Genomic DNA, 15283 nt, shown 5'->3' on the forward strand with positions numbered 1-15283 from the left:
TTTTATTATTTTTTAACACATGGATTATTTTGCAATCAACTGATTAATTGCAGAACCTACCTCAGTTGTTGAAGCAGTTCCACCTAGATCTCTTGTGATTGGGCCCTGAACTAAAATCGTTTCAATCGCATGTAAAATTGAATCATGAGCCTTCTTAAACTGTTCATTTTCTTGGCCAAAGAATTCCAACATCATTGCTGCTGACCAAATCATGGCTATTGGATTTGCAATATTCTTTCCATAAATATCAGGTGCCGAACCATGTACAGGTTCAAACAACGAAGGGAATTTGCGATCAGGATTTAAGTTAGCAGATGCTGATAAACCAATTGTGCCCGTTGTTGCAGGACCTAAATCAGATAAAATATCACCAAATAAATTGGAAGCTACAACAACATCAAATCGATTAGGTTGTAAGACAAAACGTGCAGATAAAATATCAATATGTTGTTTATCCCATTTTACAGAAGGATATTTTTCTGCCATCACCTCTACTCGCTCATCCCAATACGGCATGCTAATTGCGATACCATTAGATTTAGTTGCTGAGGTTAATAACTGTCTAGGACGGCTTTCTGCCAATTCAAAAGCAAATTTTAAAATGCGATCTACGCCATGGCGTGTAAAAATTGCTTCTTGTGTTACAAATTCTCGATCTGTGCCTGCGAACATTTTACCACCCACTGAAGAATATTCACCTTCAGTGTTTTCACGCACCACATAATAATCAATATCCCCTGCTTTAAATCCAGCCAATGGCGAAGTGACACCTTCAAACAATCGCACTGGTCGAAGATTGACATATTGATCAAATTTCTGCCTAAATTGCAATAATGATCCCCATAAAGAAATATGATCCGGTACAGTATCAGGCCAACCAACTGCACCAAAATAGATAGCATCATAACCTTTCAATTTTTCAAACCAATCATCTGGCATCATTTTTTGATGCTCAATATAATAATCACAGCTCGCCCAATCGAATATGTCAATTTCAATAGGTAAATTGAATTTCTCTTTAACTGTATTTAAAATTTTTAACCCTTCAGGCATTACTTCTTTACCAATCCCATCGCCAGCCAATGCTGCAACCTTATAAACCTTTGACATATATCCTTCCTCACTGTTATGCATATCTTTTAACTCAATTCACTATCTGAGCAAAAATATAGTACCCTGTATCTGTTTTGTAACTAATCCTCCATCTATGAATACAAAGGACATGAATCGTGAAGAATCTACCGCAAACTGAAGATTTAAATGTATTTATTCAAGTGGTAAAAAATGGAAGCTTTGCAAAAGCTGCAGATGAAATAGGTATGTCACCAGCCTATATTAGTAAACGAATTCAAATATTAGAAGATTGTCTAGGCGTAAAATTACTTAATAGAACAACAAGATCCTTAAACATTACTAGTCACGGGCTATTAGTTTATGAAAAAGGCATCGATATCTTATTAGATATAGAAAATGTTGTAGAAAGTATTTCTAACCAAATGAATAAGCCTAGTGGATCATTAAACATTACCAGCAGCTTAGGCTTTGGTAGGCAACATGTAGCGCCATTAATCTCCGAGTTATCCAATAAATATCCAAAATTAACAATTCGTTTTGATACTATTGATCAAATTTTAGATTTGGCCAGCGAACAAATAGATTTAGATATCAGGATTGGCAATAATATTGCGCCTAATTTAATTGCACGGAAATTATTCTCTAACCGCCGTATTTTATGTGCTACACCTAATTATTTGAAAAAATATGGCACACCTAAGAAACTCAATGAACTATCCGACCACCAATGCTTAATAATCAAGGAGCGTGATCATCCCTTTGGGCTATGGGAATTGGATAATAAAAAGGGAAAAGTGTCTGTCAAAGTATTTGGGCAGTTAGCTTCAAATAATGGTGATTTAGTCAAATATTGGGCCTTAAATAGCCATGGCATTATGTTACGATCTTTATGGGATATTCATGAAGAACTCAAATGTAAAGATCTCATTCAAATTTTACCCAATTATTGGCAAAATGCAGATATATGGGCAGTTTATCCTACAAGACTTAATCATTCCGCCAAACTACGTGTCTGTGTTGATTTCTTACAAAATAATCTGCCACAACGCTTAAAGCACCTACAAAGCCATTAATCTCTAAATTGTCTACCTGACATTTGAGCATCTCTGATTTTCTGATCCGTTGTGTATTGTGATAAAGCATAAACTGACCAAATCATTGCAGGCAACCAACCAATAATTGTTAATTGCAGAATTAAACAGACAATCCCAGCAATTGGGCGAGCGATCGTGAAAAATTGTAACCAAGGCAATAAAAATGCCAATAATAAGCGCATTACTCTTCCTTTATTTAACTATAATTCGATAAAAACTCATCAATCACAGGCTGGAAATATGGAGCCATTCTCTGTTTTTGAAAGTATGAAACCAACGTTTTTTCATTTGTTGCTTGGTTGAAATCTTTAGACATACTGATTAAAGCAGCATCATCCACAACCCAACGTTTAGGCATATCATGCTCAATAGCAACTTCTTCCCTTTTTTTAGCGAGCATTTTCAACAACTGCAAACGTTTGCCGCGTAAAGTCTTGCGCGCTTTAACTTTCATCCAAGCCATTTCAGGATTCGGTGCATATTTTTCCACCATATATAAGGCTTCGGTTTTATCAAAAAACATACGTTGTTCTTCTTTCGTTTCGATCTTCCCTTTCATTAACAGATAAAGATCATATAAATACGTCACATCATCGTAGGCATAATCAATTTGGCTCTGTGATAATGGGCGCTTTTCCCAATCTGTGCGCGTTTCTGTTTTTTCTAATAAAACATCTAAACGCATTTCCACAGTATCTTGGTAGCTCATCAAATGATCCGCACCCAAAACTGTTTCTGCAATTTGTGTGTCAAAAACTGGCTTAGGAATCAGATTAAAAGTCGTATATAGAGTTTCCAAATCTTGGCTTGCTGAATGGAAAATTTTCACAATTTTTGGATGCGTTAACATCGCCAATAATGGCTCAAAATTTGTGATTGCTAATGGATCGATACAAATGGCTTCTTTATCTGTTGCCAACTGTATTAAACATAATTTTGAAAAGTAAGTACGAAAACGCATGAATTCTGTATCCACCGCTATCGCTGTTAAATCTTGTTGATTGGCCAACCAGTTTTTTAATGCTTCATCACTATCGATGAAAAGATATTCTCTAGCCATGCTGTCCAGTTATTTTAAAAACATGGCGAAATTATAGAGTAAATTCAACAATAACAAAGATTATTTTTATAAAGATTCGTTCTAGTATAGAATTAGCACTATTTACCGACTTACTTTGCATGGAAATGATGATGAAAAAGAGAGTAATGCAGATCAGCAGTCTATTATTAATCGCGGGCCTTGCTTCGGCGTGTTCAAATATGCCAGGCTTGCACAAAACTGTTATTCTTCAAGGCAATCAAGTTGAAGATTCACGCTTAGAACAAATTAAACCAGGCATGGCGCAAGTGGATGTTCAACGTATTTTAGGCACGCCATTAGTGCGTGATGCATATCATCCTGATGTTTGGCACTATACCTTCATGAGCTCATTATCCACTGGCGAGCAAGTCGCTCATCAAAGCGTCAAAGTGACATTTGATAAAAACAAAAAAGTTCAATCTATTGAAAGACTTCAATAATGATAGGAGAAGTTATGCTTCATAAAGGCATTGGTTTAGTCGCACATGACCAAAAGAAATTAGAGTTGGTCGAATGGATCAAACCACATTACGAATTTTTCAAACAATTCCCTCTTTATGCAACAGGTACAACAGGTAAAGTGATTTTAGAATCCTACCCTGATTTGAATTTAACACGTTTAAAAAGTGGGCCATTGGGCGGAGATCAACAATTAGGCTCGTTGATTTGTACTGGCGAATTGGGCTTGCTCATTTTCTTCACAGATCCATTAACACCGATGCCACATGATGTTGATGTTAAAGCATTAATTCGTTTATCAACACTTTATAATATCCCAATGGCTTGTAATCAAGGTACAGCGGACCTATTAATGACAGGTCTCACTCATGTTTACTCACAAAAAGGTTAATACAATGGTTAATATCTCTCTATTTAAAACTCCAGTTAGCAATGATACACCTTTTTTCTTGATCGCTGGTACATGCGTAATTGAATCAAAAGAAATGACATTTGAAGTTGCAGGTCGTTTAAAAGAGATGTGTGAAAAACTCAACATTCCATTTATCTATAAGTCATCATTTGATAAAGCTAACCGTTCTTCTATCAATAGCTATCGTGGTCCTGGTATTGAAAAAGGTTTGGCAATTCTTGAGAAAATTCGTGCAGATTTAAATGTGCCTGTATTAACAGATGTGCATGAAGATACACCTTTAGATGAAGTGGCCGCTGTTGTGGATGTATTACAAACACCAGCATTTTTATGCCGCCAAACTAACTTTATCCAAAATGTTGCAAAAACAATGAAACCTGTGAATATCAAAAAAGGTCAATTCTTAGCACCTTGGGATATGCAACATGTAATCGAAAAAGCACGTGCAACAGGCAACCAAAACATCATGGCTTGTGAGCGCGGTGTTTCTTTTGGTTATAACAACTTAGTTTCAGATATGCGTTCATTAGAAGTGATGAAAGATATCGGCTGCCCAGTTGTATTTGATGCAACGCATTCAGTGCAATTGCCAGGCGGACAAGGCACGAGTTCTGGCGGTCAACGTCAATTCGTTCCTGTGTTATCTAAAGCGGCAGTTGCTGTGGGCGTGGGTGGTTTATTCATGGAAACTCACCCAGATCCTGATAAAGCATTATCAGATGGTCCAAATGCAATCAAATTGTCAGAATTAGAAGCATTATTGATGAAATTAAAAGCCATTGATGAGATTGTTAAAGGCTAATGATTTTACTCGCATCGAAATCGCCTAGGCGACAAGAACTGCTGAAACAGATCGGTGTTGATTATCAAGTGATCAATACCGATATTGATGAATCAGTTTTACCAAATGAAAATCCCCATGATTATGTGGCGCGTATGGCGCATTCAAAAGCCATTGCAGCACAATCACTTTTGGGCACTGTAGAGCATCCAATTTTAACGGCTGATACCAGCGTGATTAAAGATGATGTGATTTTAGGCAAACCTGAAGATTATGCTGATTTTCTAAGAATGATGACAATGTTATCAGGTTCGACACATCAAGTTTTATCAGCCATTGCTGTGCAATATCAAGATAAAATTATTGTGAAAACTAGTGTGAGCTTAGTTACTTTTGTAAAATTACCTGAAACTTTTATCAAAGATTATTGGGCAACTCATGAACCTTGCGATAAGGCTGGCGGTTATGCAATTCAAGGCTTAATGGCGAGATACATAGCAGAAATTAAAGGTAGTTATTCTGGCATCATGGGCTTACCGCTGTTTGAATTATCCGAAGCTTTACGAGAAATTGGGTATAATGATTCTTCATTAGCCTTTTCATAGATCATGCAACTAGACAAGATTTAATATGGAACCATCATTCAAATACATCAAAAATCCAGAAAGCGGTAATAAAGAATCTGTTGCCATTGAAACCAAAAATGTCAATGAGCAGAATAAAGAAGCTGAAATTGTCCAGAAAAAGAAATCCAAAAAATATGGTAGTTCTTTAGGCTGGGGATGGTTTCAGGGCTTTAACTTATTCATTACAGGCAGCTTTTTAACTATCTGTTTAATTTTTGCTTATTTTATGATGGGCAGCGAAACAACACGCTCAGGTTTACCGAAATATTCAATTGATCGCACTAATGATCTAGGCAAAGCAATCTACAATCCTGCTTTATCAGAGGAAGAGCGTGAATCATTTGTCTATAAACCACCTGTGAGACGTCCAAAAGCTACAGAAAAACCAGCATTAGATGAAATTGAATTATTGAGTGAAGCTGCTAAAAATCCAACAGCTAATTTAGATTTACCTGCACTGAGCTTAATTTCTGCGACAGAAGATGATGAAGCAGAACATAATGCAGAAAACTTCTATGGTGATTCTCCATTTGGTTTAAATATGGAATCATTACAGTTAGAATCTTCATCACAGCCTGCTGAACAAAATACAGTTTCTAGCAACCCAGAATCTAATTCAATGGTTCAACAAGCCAACGCAGCATGGGATCGTGGACAATTGAGTGAACCTTATCAAGGCTCTGCCCTTGCTTATTATCATCAAGCATTAGCTGCGGACGCTAATAACCAAGCCGCATTGACAGGTTTAAATAAATTAGCAACGCATTATTTGAATCTTGCCCAAAAAGAATTCAGTCGTAATGATTATTTTTCAGCATTGGATTATGTGGATTTAGGCTTAAAAGCTGATCCATTAAACCCTGAATTGAACCAATTAAAAGCTCGATTGGTTAATGAATAAAGCCATTCGCATTACAGTACTGACTGGATTTATATTCTTTTTAGCTAGCCATTATTTGGTCATGAGCATCAATAAAGAATATTTTCCAGTCTTTGCTTATTTGTATCCTTTTGTGGCTAAAGTTTGGTTTGAATCTGGTCGTTTATTGTTATCAATGAATTGGAATGTTGATTTAGAAACTCTTTTCAAAGCAATCAAATATCTCTTCTTACTCAATATTGCTATCGCTATATTTGCCTTTAAATATCAAAGTTTTTATAGAATCATTCTTTGGATTGGTGCCATTCTCTTTGCCTGTTATTTATTAGCATTATTATTTTTAGGCTTAGCAACGATTTACCCGATATACACCGTTTGCATTGCATTTGCACTCGCAATATTTTTATTCTTGATTAAAAACAAACCGCTATAAGTAACTGATTTAATCAATGAGTGAAACTCTAAAACAATATTTCCACCCTTTTAAGTCAAAAAAAATCTAAATATTGTTATAAAAATGTCGTATAAATAACATACAATCTTAAATAGTAAAGTTTTTGTACAGAGTTTTAAGGTGCCCATTATGGTTAAATATATACTATCAGTCATGATTATGATCATGTCTTCCATAGCACTTGCATACAACGTTGATGATCCTAACTTTTGGGATGGATGGAAACGTGATACGTCTGTGGAAACAAATGTCTTTAATGTGGTGAATAACAGCAGATTTTCAGCGCAAGAGCTCATTGATTATGCAACAGAAGCTCACCCTGAACACGCATTTTATGTGGGTTTACTCTATTATTTAGGCTACCACAATCATGCTGGCGTACCTTTCCAAAGAGATCATAAAAAAGCTCTACAATATTTCCAAAAAGTTGGGGCATATGGTTACTTATCGCCTTATGTAGATTATTACATGGGCATGATTATGTGGAATGGTTATGATGGTGCACCTTTAAATAAAATCCGTGCTAAAACCTTATTAGCACGCGCAAATACGCCTGAATCTTTCTTGATGTTGACTGCCATGAATTCAGACAATCCTAATGAACAACTGATTTGGTATAAAAAATTAGCCTATATGGATGATTGGCGTGCTATTTTAACAGTTGCCCATTGGTACAATATTGGCCGTGGCACTAGAAGAAATGGTGGCGAAGCATATTATTGGTATAACAAAGCTTGCGCACAACGTGTTGCAGAAGCATGCTCAAAATTAAATACATTACACCCTTAAAAGTTAGTCAAATGACATAACCTCACTTAGAGCATCATTGAATTTTCACATTGAAGTAAACTTTTTACCTTTAGCCTTTTAAATTTTATTGATTAATAATCAAGAAATTATAATTGTTAGATTGAAAAAATAGCGATCTGGATAAAAATTATCAATGTTCAAAATAAAAAAATGTAGCCAAATGAGAAAAATGCTGTAAAATCCCCTGATTCCTCATCTAGTTATGAGGAATTTTTTTTAGAGTTAAATTTATATTGGGTCTTTAACTCGCACACAAGGGGGCAATAATTCTTTTGAATTAACGCGCATATTTATCTCTCTTTCAACATGCCACGGAAAGGCTGGGGGAAATAAACTTATGTTATCAAACACACAAACGTTATCTCCTAACGTTACCAATAACGGTTCTGCAAGCTTACAAAAAACATTAGTACTTTGGCAGCTTGTCATGATCGGTTTAGCATATATGCAACCTATGACTGTATTCGATACTTTCGGTATTGTAAGTCAGGACACAGGTGGACACGTTCCAACTGCATATATCATCACATTAGTCGCTATGATGTTCACTGCATTAAGTTACGGCAAGATGGTTCGCCGTTATCCTTCTGCAGGTTCAGCTTATACATATACACAAAAGTCAATTGATCCTAAAGTAGGTTTCGTTGTCGGCTGGTGTACATTATTAGACTATTTGTTCAATCCAATGATCAACATTTTGCTAGCAACTATTTATTTGAAATCACAATTTGGTGACATCAATATTTGGTACTACGTTGTTCCATTGGCAGCATTGATGACTTACATTAACTATCGCGGTGTAGAAATGGTGGCGAGCTTTAACAGCATCATCGTATTCTTCCAGTTATTGTTAATGGTTATCTTTGTTATTTTAGTTTTAAAAGGTCTGTATTTTGATGGCGTAGGTGCTGCAACATTAGTGAGTTCTAAACCTTTTGTTAGCCCCGAAATGTCAATCAGCGTTGTAGCAGCAGGTTCTGCAATTCTTTGCTTCTCATTCTTAGGCTTTGATGGTTTAAGTTCACTATCAGAAGAAGCAAAAGATGCTGCTAAAGCTGTACCAAAAGCGATCTTTTTAACAACATTAATTGGTGGTGTGATATTCATTTTCATCACATATTTTATGCAGTTGTTTTTCGAAGGTTATACATTCACTAATCCTGAAGAAAGCCAACCAGAAGTATTGTTATATGCTGGTGAACAAGCGATGAGCGGTGTGCAAATCGGTAAGTTCTTAGCATCAACATTCTTCCAATCTATTGGTTTATGGTTAGCAATCTTTGCGGTATTTGCATCAGGCTTGGCAGCTCATACAGGTGTTTCTCGTATGATGTATGTAATGGGTCGTGATGGTATTTTCCCTAAAAAAGCATTTGGTTATATTAATCCAAAATACAAAACACCTTCAATTAACATTGTAATCGTTGGGATTGTATCTTTAAGCGCTGGCTTCTTTGACTTAGACTTTGCATTACATTTGGTTAACTTTGGTGCATTGACAGCTTTCTTTATTGTTAACGTGTGCGTAATCGTACAATGTTACTTCAGAGATGGTCAAAAAGATGGCTTTAAAAATACTATGAATTATCTAATCCTACCTTTCTGTGGCATGCTCTTCATTGGTTACTTATGGTACAACTTAGAAGAGATGGCATTGAAAATTGGTTTAGTATGGGGTGCATTAGGCATTATCTACCTAGCAATTGTGACCAAAGGATTTAGGAAATACCCTAAAGCATTTTTGGATCGCCAAAGCAATGTAGACTAATAACATAAAAAATCCCCCAAGAAAAACACCCGTGCCCAATAGCGGGTGTTTTTGTGTTAAAGTTTCTATAATTTTATTCACTCATGAGAATCCATTCATGCTTAACTTAAAACGCATTGGTAGCCTACTCACAATCATTGCAATTACAGCAGGTTGTGCAACGACAATTCCTGATCCTAATAAGCCTTTAGAAAAATATACAGCCATTGGTCGCGCCGCATTAAAAGCACCTGAAAACAGTGGCCAAGCAAGCTTCAATTGGGAACAAAAAACACCTGAAGAATTAAAACTGATTGTTCAAGGTCCTTTGGGTAGTGGCAGAATTGACTTGGCTGTTGCACCGAATGAAAGTATATTAAAAACAGAAGAGAAAACTTACACAGGCAAATCACCTGATGAATTATTCACAGAAATTACAGGCTTTGATTGGCCAATTTCTGGCATGCAAAATTGGTTAGTGGGCACACCCAATGCTAAAGCAACCAGCATTGAACGCGATGATAAAAATCGTATCATTGCCTTTAAAGAAGATGGCTGGAACATCCAATATAAAAAATGGATGAACTACAAAAAACGTGACATTCCACAGAGCATCGAATTAACACGCGGTGATGTTCGTTTACGTTTATTAGTTGAGCACTGGTTATATTAAGATGCAATTTTTCAAATCTCCTGCGAAGATTAACCTATTTCTTCGCATTGTTCGTCCAGAACCGAATGGCTATCACTATCTGCAAACCCTATTTCAATTCATCTCATTGCAAGATGAAATAGGGTTTGAATTACGCAACGATGACAAAATCATTGCGGATTATCACAATGAATTCATCACAGAAGAGAATGATCTCATTGTTAAAGCCATTCGTTTATTGCAAAAAGAAAGTGGCATCACAACTGGCTTAAACATCAAGCTCAATAAAAATATTCCAATGGGCGCAGGTTTAGGTGGTGGAAGCTCTAATGCAGCAACCACATTAATGGCTATCAATGAGCTATATCAACTCGATTACAGCTCAGAAAAGCTCCAAGCTTTGGGTCGTACTTTAGGTGCTGATGTACCAATCTTTATCTATGGTCAAAGTGCGTGGGCAGAAGGGATTGGTGATTTATTCATCCCAATGCAGCCTAAAGAAAAAGCATATGGCTTGATCATTCCCAATATTTCCATCAGTACGCAAAAAGTTTTTCAGTATCCTGCCCTATCGCGCACTAATCCAATTCTAGAAAAGACAGATCACCCTGATTATTTGAATGATTGTACCTCTGCAATTTATGCGCTCTACCCTAAAATGCAAGGTTACATGACAGCTCTAACTGATTTAGGTTTATCACCTAAAATTACAGGCACAGGTTCTTGTATCTATATTGATGAACCAACAATTGAACAACAAGTTCAACTGGATCAATTTTTGCAAGTGGAAAACCTCCAATATCGTACTTTCAATACGTTAAATCGCTCGCCTTATCACGGCTAGCCATTCATTTAATGCGCTCTTTTATGGTATGATTCAGCTCGATAATTACCATCAATTCACTAAAGGAGCGCATAGTGACCATTATCAAACGTGAAGATCTTGTTCAATCTATCCACGATAGTTTGCAATTCATCTCCTATTATCATCCTGAAGATTATATTAAAAATCTTACAGCGGCTTATGAATGCGAAGAGTCAAAAGCAGCTAAAGATGCAATGGCACAAATCCTTATTAACTCTAGAATGTGTGCAGAAGGTCGCCGCCCAATCTGCCAAGACACAGGGATTGTGACTGTATTTGTAGAGATTGGTACATCCGTACAATTTGAAGATGGCTTTGATGTCACTCAAGCAATCAATGAAGGCGTTGCAAAAGCTTACACTGATCCTGACAATATCTTGCGTGCATCTGTATTGGCTGATCCTATGGGCAAGCGCATCAATACTAAAGATAATACGCCTGCTGTTATCCATTACGATTTAGTACCTGGCGATAAAATCGAAGTTCATGTAGCAGCCAAAGGTGGCGGCAGTGAAGCAAAAAGTAAATTCGCAATGCTAAATCCTTCTGATTCTGTTGTGGATTGGGTTTTAAAAATGGTTCCTGAAATGGGCGCAGGCTGGTGTCCACCAGGAATTTTGGGCATTGGTATTGGCGGTACGGCTGAAGAAGCAATGTTGATGGCTAAAAAGTCATTGATGGAACCCATCGATATCCAAGACTTAATTGCAAAAGGTGCTGAAACTCGTGCAGAAGAAGTTCGCTTAGAGCTTTATGACAAAGTGAATGCTTTGGGCATTGGCGCGCAAGGTTTGGGTGGCTTAACAACAGTATTGGACATTAAAATTCTAGAATGCCCAACGCATGCTGCAAACTTGCCTGTTGCAATGATTCCAAACTGTGCCGCAACTCGTCATGTTCATTTCACATTGGATGGCAATGGTCCTGCAGTATTAACACCACCTAACTTAGATATCTGGCCAAAAATCACAAATGATAGTTCGGCTGGTAAAAAAGTTAACCTAGATAACATCACAAAAGAAGAAATCGCAACATGGCAACCAGGTGATACTTTATTGTTATCAGGTAAAATTTTAACAGGTCGTGACGCTGCGCATAAACGCATGATCGACATGTTGAATAAAGGTGAAAAGCTACCTGTAGATTTCACTAACCGCTTTATCTACTACGTTGGCCCTGTTGATCCAATCAATGATGAAGTTGTTGGACCTGCTGGCCCGACAACGGCAACGCGCATGGATAAATTTACTCGCCAAATCTTAGAAACAACTGGTTTAATCGGTATGATTGGTAAATCAGAACGTGGTGATATTGCCATCGAAGCAATCAAAGATAATAAAGCTGTTTATTTGATGGCTGTTGGCGGTGCTGCTTACTTGGTTTCTAAAGCCATCAAAGCATCTAAAGTATTAGCATTTGAAGACTTGGGCATGGAAGCAATCTATGAATTCACAGTAGAAGATATGCCTGTGACTGTTGCTGTTGATACATTAGGTCAATCAGTTCACAAAACTGAACCTGTTAAATGGCAAGCAAAAATTGGTAAGATTCCAGTGATCACACAATAAGTAACAATATATACATAATAAAAAACCAGTTCTTTGAACTGGTTTTTATGTTTAATGCTCAATATTTATTTTTCAGCTTGTTTCGCCAACAAATCACGAATTTCTTTCAAGTAATCTTCTGAAGTTGGTGCTGCTGGTTCAGCTGGCGCTGCTGCCGCCGCTTCTTCTTCCGCACGCTGAGTTGCTGCCATCACTTTATTCACAGTTTTCATAATTGCAAACAACACAACTGCTGTGATTAAAAATGTGATTAAAGCACTCAATACAGAGCCCACGTTGAAAGTTACGCCTTTCACTTGGAAAACCATGTTACCCAAAGCATCATCTGCTGATTTACTGCCTGTGGTTACTACGAAAATCAAACTAATGATTGGTGTTAATAAACCCTCTACAATTTTATTTACGATCGCTGTAAATGCACTACCGATCACAACACCCACTGATAAATCAAGGATGTTACCGCGCAATAAAAACTTTTTAAATTCTTGTAACATAATTATCTCACTTATATGATTATAAAATTGAAGAGCTAACAGAGTAGTACAAAATCACAGATATTGAGCTACCCTGTATAATTTTTACTTATTATTTAAATTTACTATTACAGCACAACCATCATATTAGAAAGTACCAGGATATGCACCCCCATCAATTAGAAAATTTTGTCCAGTTATGTAAGCTGCTTGTGCACTACATAAATATGCACACAATGCGCCAAACTCATCAGGTTGACCAAAGCGTTTAGCAGGAATTTTCTGCATACGTGCATCCACTGCTGCTTCTTGTGAAATACCATTTTTATCAGCTTCTGCTGCAATTGTTTGCAATAAACGATCTGTTGCAAATGCACCAGGCAAAATGCTATTAATCGTCACATTATCGTGCACAGTTGTACGCGCAACACCTGCCACAAAACCAGTTAAACCTGCACGTGCACCATTGGATAAGCCCAAAACAGCAATCGGCGCTTTCACTGCACTCGAGGTAATATTCACAATGCGACCAAATTGCTGTGCTTGCATCTTTGGTGTGACAGCTTTGATTAGCTCAATAGCTGTGAGCATATTGTTATTCAATGCCTTCATCCAATCTTCAGTCGTCCAATCTAAGTAGTTTCCTGGTGGTGGGCCGCCTGCGTTATTGATCAAAATATCAATTTGAGGTGCTGCCGCTAATACTTTCTCACGGCCTTCTGGTGTTGTAATATCAGCAACAACAGTGATGATTTTGCCAACGTTAGGCAGAGCTTCTAACTCTTTTTGTGTTGCCAATAATGATGCTTCAGTACGACCATTGATCACAACATTCACACCTTCACTCGCCAATGCTTTCGCGCACGCTTTACCTAAACCTTTACTACCCGCACATACAATCGCCCAGCGATCTTTAATTCCTAAATCCATGAGATCTCCTTTGATCAAAATCATTATCAAATGTTAATATTAATCATAGCGAAAAATTAGCGATTAATATGCTTAATTTTGAACATTTGGCAAAAATCATTCTCAAAAGGATTCCCATGCTCAATCAATGGCCAAAAAACTCCAATCCTAAATTCATCTTATCTTTCAGTGGTGGTAAAGACAGTATCTTGGCGCTCTATCATGCATTACAACATGGTGAATGTGTTGGCTTAATCATGATGTTATCGGATGAAGGCGATCATTCCCGCTCACACGGTGTGCCAATGTCCATCACACAAAAGCAGGCTGATTCATTGAACTTCCCTATTCTCAGCGCACAATCTAGCTGGGATGATTATGAAGTGAATTATTTACAGCTCTTGGAAGATGCCAAACTTAAAGGTGCAGAGCTTTTAGTCACCGGCGATATTGATGTGCCAGAACATGCATCATGGCATGAACAAATCGTACAAAAAGTAGATTTAGATTTACATATACCATTATGGAATCGCCCCCGCAGAGAAATTGTTGAAGAGTTTGTGAATCGTGGTTTTAAAGCTATGATTGTTTCAGTGAACCTCACAATGGGCATGACAACTGAAGATTTAGGCAAAATACTTACATTAGAGATGATCCAAAACTTAGAAGATCGTGGTATTGATCCTTGTGGCGAAGCAGGTGAATTCCATACATTGGTCATAGATGGGCCAATTTTCAAATCGCCCATCGAAGTCTTCCCTATTGATATTCGTTCTAATGGCACGAATGCATTTTTGCAGCTTACATCTTAAAGTTTAGCTCAATGCCTAATGGACGAGATTGAATATTGGGTAACAAAGCACTATCTTTCCAATTCCCTGATAAAAACACATTACTCAAATCTATATTTTTGAGTAATGTCCAATTTGGCTCTAAAATTTCACCAACATGCCCACCTAATAAGTAAAAATCTACATGTTGGTAATTCATTTTCGGTGCATCATCTTTCAAATGAGCAATTTTGATAATTTTAATGGATTCAGGCAGTTGTTCACGCAATTTAGTGATGAAAGCTTGCGTTTCCCAACCATTCAACAAAATTGCATAGAGCTTTATTTCATTCACCACATATAAAATATCTGCTAAATCTGAGTTTTGAAAAATACCAATGTGCTTTAAAGGTGAATCCTTGGCAATCTCTTTGGCATCTTCAATCGCAATACCATAAGGCGACGTCAATACGAAGATAAAGCCCGCATAAGTTGCACCCGCAGCATGCGCCGCTATTAAATCTGTACGATTCGTAATGCCACTGACTATGGATTCTTTCGATTGTAATGTTTTCAATTGTGTTAACACTGCCATTTCATTTCCTTTAGGTATAAAAAAAGCCCGCTT

19 protein-coding genes are annotated in these 15283 nt (G+C 37.1%); 13 read left to right on the forward strand and 6 right to left on the reverse strand.

The window, feature by feature from the left end:
- Positions 1–24: 24 nt before the first annotated feature.
- Positions 25–1110: a tartrate dehydrogenase gene (locus BZK16_RS10820; RefSeq protein WP_077928909.1), complete on the reverse strand. Its 1086-nt coding sequence runs from the start codon at positions 1108–1110 to the stop codon at positions 25–27.
- 119 nt (positions 1111–1229) lie between these two features.
- On the opposite strand from BZK16_RS10820, the gene BZK16_RS10825 reads away from it, so the two are divergent.
- A complete protein-coding gene (locus BZK16_RS10825; RefSeq protein WP_077928910.1) occupies positions 1230–2147 on the forward strand; it encodes a LysR substrate-binding domain-containing protein in 918 nt (305 codons plus the stop codon).
- Here BZK16_RS10825 and BZK16_RS10830 read toward each other — a convergent pair.
- Together BZK16_RS10830 and BZK16_RS10835 are read right to left on the reverse strand one after the other, a co-directional pair.
- Positions 2144–2350, reverse strand: coding sequence for a YqaE/Pmp3 family membrane protein (locus BZK16_RS10830; protein ID WP_077928911.1), 207 nt, complete (start codon positions 2348–2350; stop codon positions 2144–2146). The two genes, BZK16_RS10825 and BZK16_RS10830, sit on opposite strands and share 4 nt — an antisense overlap.
- A 14-nt stretch (positions 2351–2364) precedes the next feature.
- Positions 2365–3228 (reverse strand): ribonuclease D, encoded by an 864-nt coding sequence (locus BZK16_RS10835; protein ID WP_077928912.1) that lies wholly within the window; start codon positions 3226–3228, stop codon positions 2365–2367.
- A gap of 131 nt (positions 3229–3359) precedes the next feature.
- Between BZK16_RS10835 and BZK16_RS10840 the strand changes: the two genes are divergently transcribed.
- The 11 genes from BZK16_RS10840 (at position 3360) to BZK16_RS10890 (ending at position 12503) form a co-directional block, all read left to right on the forward strand.
- Positions 3360–3689: an outer membrane protein assembly factor BamE gene (locus BZK16_RS10840; RefSeq protein WP_077928913.1), complete on the forward strand. Its 330-nt coding sequence runs from the start codon at positions 3360–3362 to the stop codon at positions 3687–3689.
- Between the two features lie 14 nt (positions 3690–3703).
- Positions 3704–4099, forward strand: a complete 396-nt coding sequence (locus BZK16_RS10845) for a methylglyoxal synthase (RefSeq protein WP_077928914.1) — start codon at positions 3704–3706, stop codon at positions 4097–4099.
- A gap of 4 nt (positions 4100–4103) precedes the next feature.
- Positions 4104–4922, forward strand: coding sequence for a 3-deoxy-8-phosphooctulonate synthase (gene kdsA, locus BZK16_RS10850; RefSeq protein WP_077928915.1), 819 nt, complete (start codon positions 4104–4106; stop codon positions 4920–4922).
- Positions 4922–5506, forward strand: coding sequence for a Maf family protein (locus BZK16_RS10855; RefSeq protein WP_077928916.1), 585 nt, complete (start codon positions 4922–4924; stop codon positions 5504–5506). The genes kdsA and BZK16_RS10855 overlap by 1 nt, the downstream gene beginning before the upstream one ends.
- A gap of 25 nt (positions 5507–5531) precedes the next feature.
- Positions 5532–6428, forward strand: coding sequence for a tetratricopeptide repeat protein (locus BZK16_RS10860; RefSeq protein ID WP_077928917.1), 897 nt, complete (start codon positions 5532–5534; stop codon positions 6426–6428).
- A complete protein-coding gene (locus BZK16_RS10865; protein ID WP_077928918.1) occupies positions 6421–6840 on the forward strand; it encodes a hypothetical protein in 420 nt (139 codons plus the stop codon). Before BZK16_RS10860 ends, BZK16_RS10865 begins: the two co-directional genes overlap by 8 nt.
- 150 nt (positions 6841–6990) lie before the next feature.
- On the forward strand, positions 6991–7650 hold the full coding sequence (locus tag BZK16_RS10870) for a tetratricopeptide repeat protein (protein ID WP_077928919.1): 660 nt from the start codon (positions 6991–6993) through the stop codon (positions 7648–7650).
- A gap of 358 nt (positions 7651–8008) precedes the next feature.
- Positions 8009–9439 (forward strand): APC family permease, encoded by a 1431-nt coding sequence (locus BZK16_RS10875; RefSeq protein WP_077928920.1) that lies wholly within the window; start codon positions 8009–8011, stop codon positions 9437–9439.
- A gap of 97 nt (positions 9440–9536) precedes the next feature.
- Positions 9537–10091: a lipoprotein insertase outer membrane protein LolB gene (gene lolB / locus BZK16_RS10880; protein ID WP_077928921.1), complete on the forward strand. Its 555-nt coding sequence runs from the start codon at positions 9537–9539 to the stop codon at positions 10089–10091.
- 1 nt (position 10092) lies between these two features.
- Positions 10093–10914, forward strand: coding sequence for a 4-(cytidine 5'-diphospho)-2-C-methyl-D-erythritol kinase (gene ispE, locus BZK16_RS10885; protein WP_077928922.1), 822 nt, complete (start codon positions 10093–10095; stop codon positions 10912–10914).
- A gap of 74 nt (positions 10915–10988) precedes the next feature.
- Positions 10989–12503 carry a fumarate hydratase gene (locus BZK16_RS10890; protein WP_077928923.1) on the forward strand — a complete coding sequence of 505 codons (1515 nt, stop codon included), beginning with the start codon at positions 10989–10991 and terminating at the stop codon, positions 12501–12503.
- 65 nt (positions 12504–12568) lie between these two features.
- On the opposite strand, the gene mscL is transcribed toward BZK16_RS10890, so the two are convergent.
- Both mscL and BZK16_RS10900 read right to left on the reverse strand, forming a co-directional pair.
- Positions 12569–12997 (reverse strand): large conductance mechanosensitive channel protein MscL, encoded by a 429-nt coding sequence (gene mscL / locus BZK16_RS10895; RefSeq protein ID WP_077928924.1) that lies wholly within the window; start codon positions 12995–12997, stop codon positions 12569–12571.
- Positions 12998–13123: 126 nt separating this feature from the next.
- The gene (locus tag BZK16_RS10900; RefSeq protein ID WP_077928925.1) at positions 13124–13906 is read right to left on the reverse strand and encodes an SDR family oxidoreductase; all 783 of its coding nucleotides are present in this window, start codon (positions 13904–13906) and stop codon (positions 13124–13126) included.
- A gap of 116 nt (positions 13907–14022) precedes the next feature.
- Between BZK16_RS10900 and BZK16_RS10905 the strand changes: the two genes are divergently transcribed.
- A complete protein-coding gene (locus BZK16_RS10905) occupies positions 14023–14697 on the forward strand; it encodes a Dph6-related ATP pyrophosphatase (protein ID WP_077928926.1) in 675 nt (224 codons plus the stop codon).
- On the opposite strand, the gene trpF is transcribed toward BZK16_RS10905, so the two are convergent.
- Entirely contained in the window at positions 14687–15250 is a 564-nt protein-coding gene (trpF, locus tag BZK16_RS10910) for a phosphoribosylanthranilate isomerase (RefSeq protein ID WP_077928927.1), read from the reverse strand. The two genes, BZK16_RS10905 and trpF, sit on opposite strands and share 11 nt — an antisense overlap.
- Positions 15251–15283: the final 33 nt, after the last annotated feature.

This window comes from Wohlfahrtiimonas populi (assembly GCF_002006795.1).
Lineage (GTDB): Bacteria > Pseudomonadota > Gammaproteobacteria > Cardiobacteriales > Wohlfahrtiimonadaceae > Wohlfahrtiimonas > Wohlfahrtiimonas populi.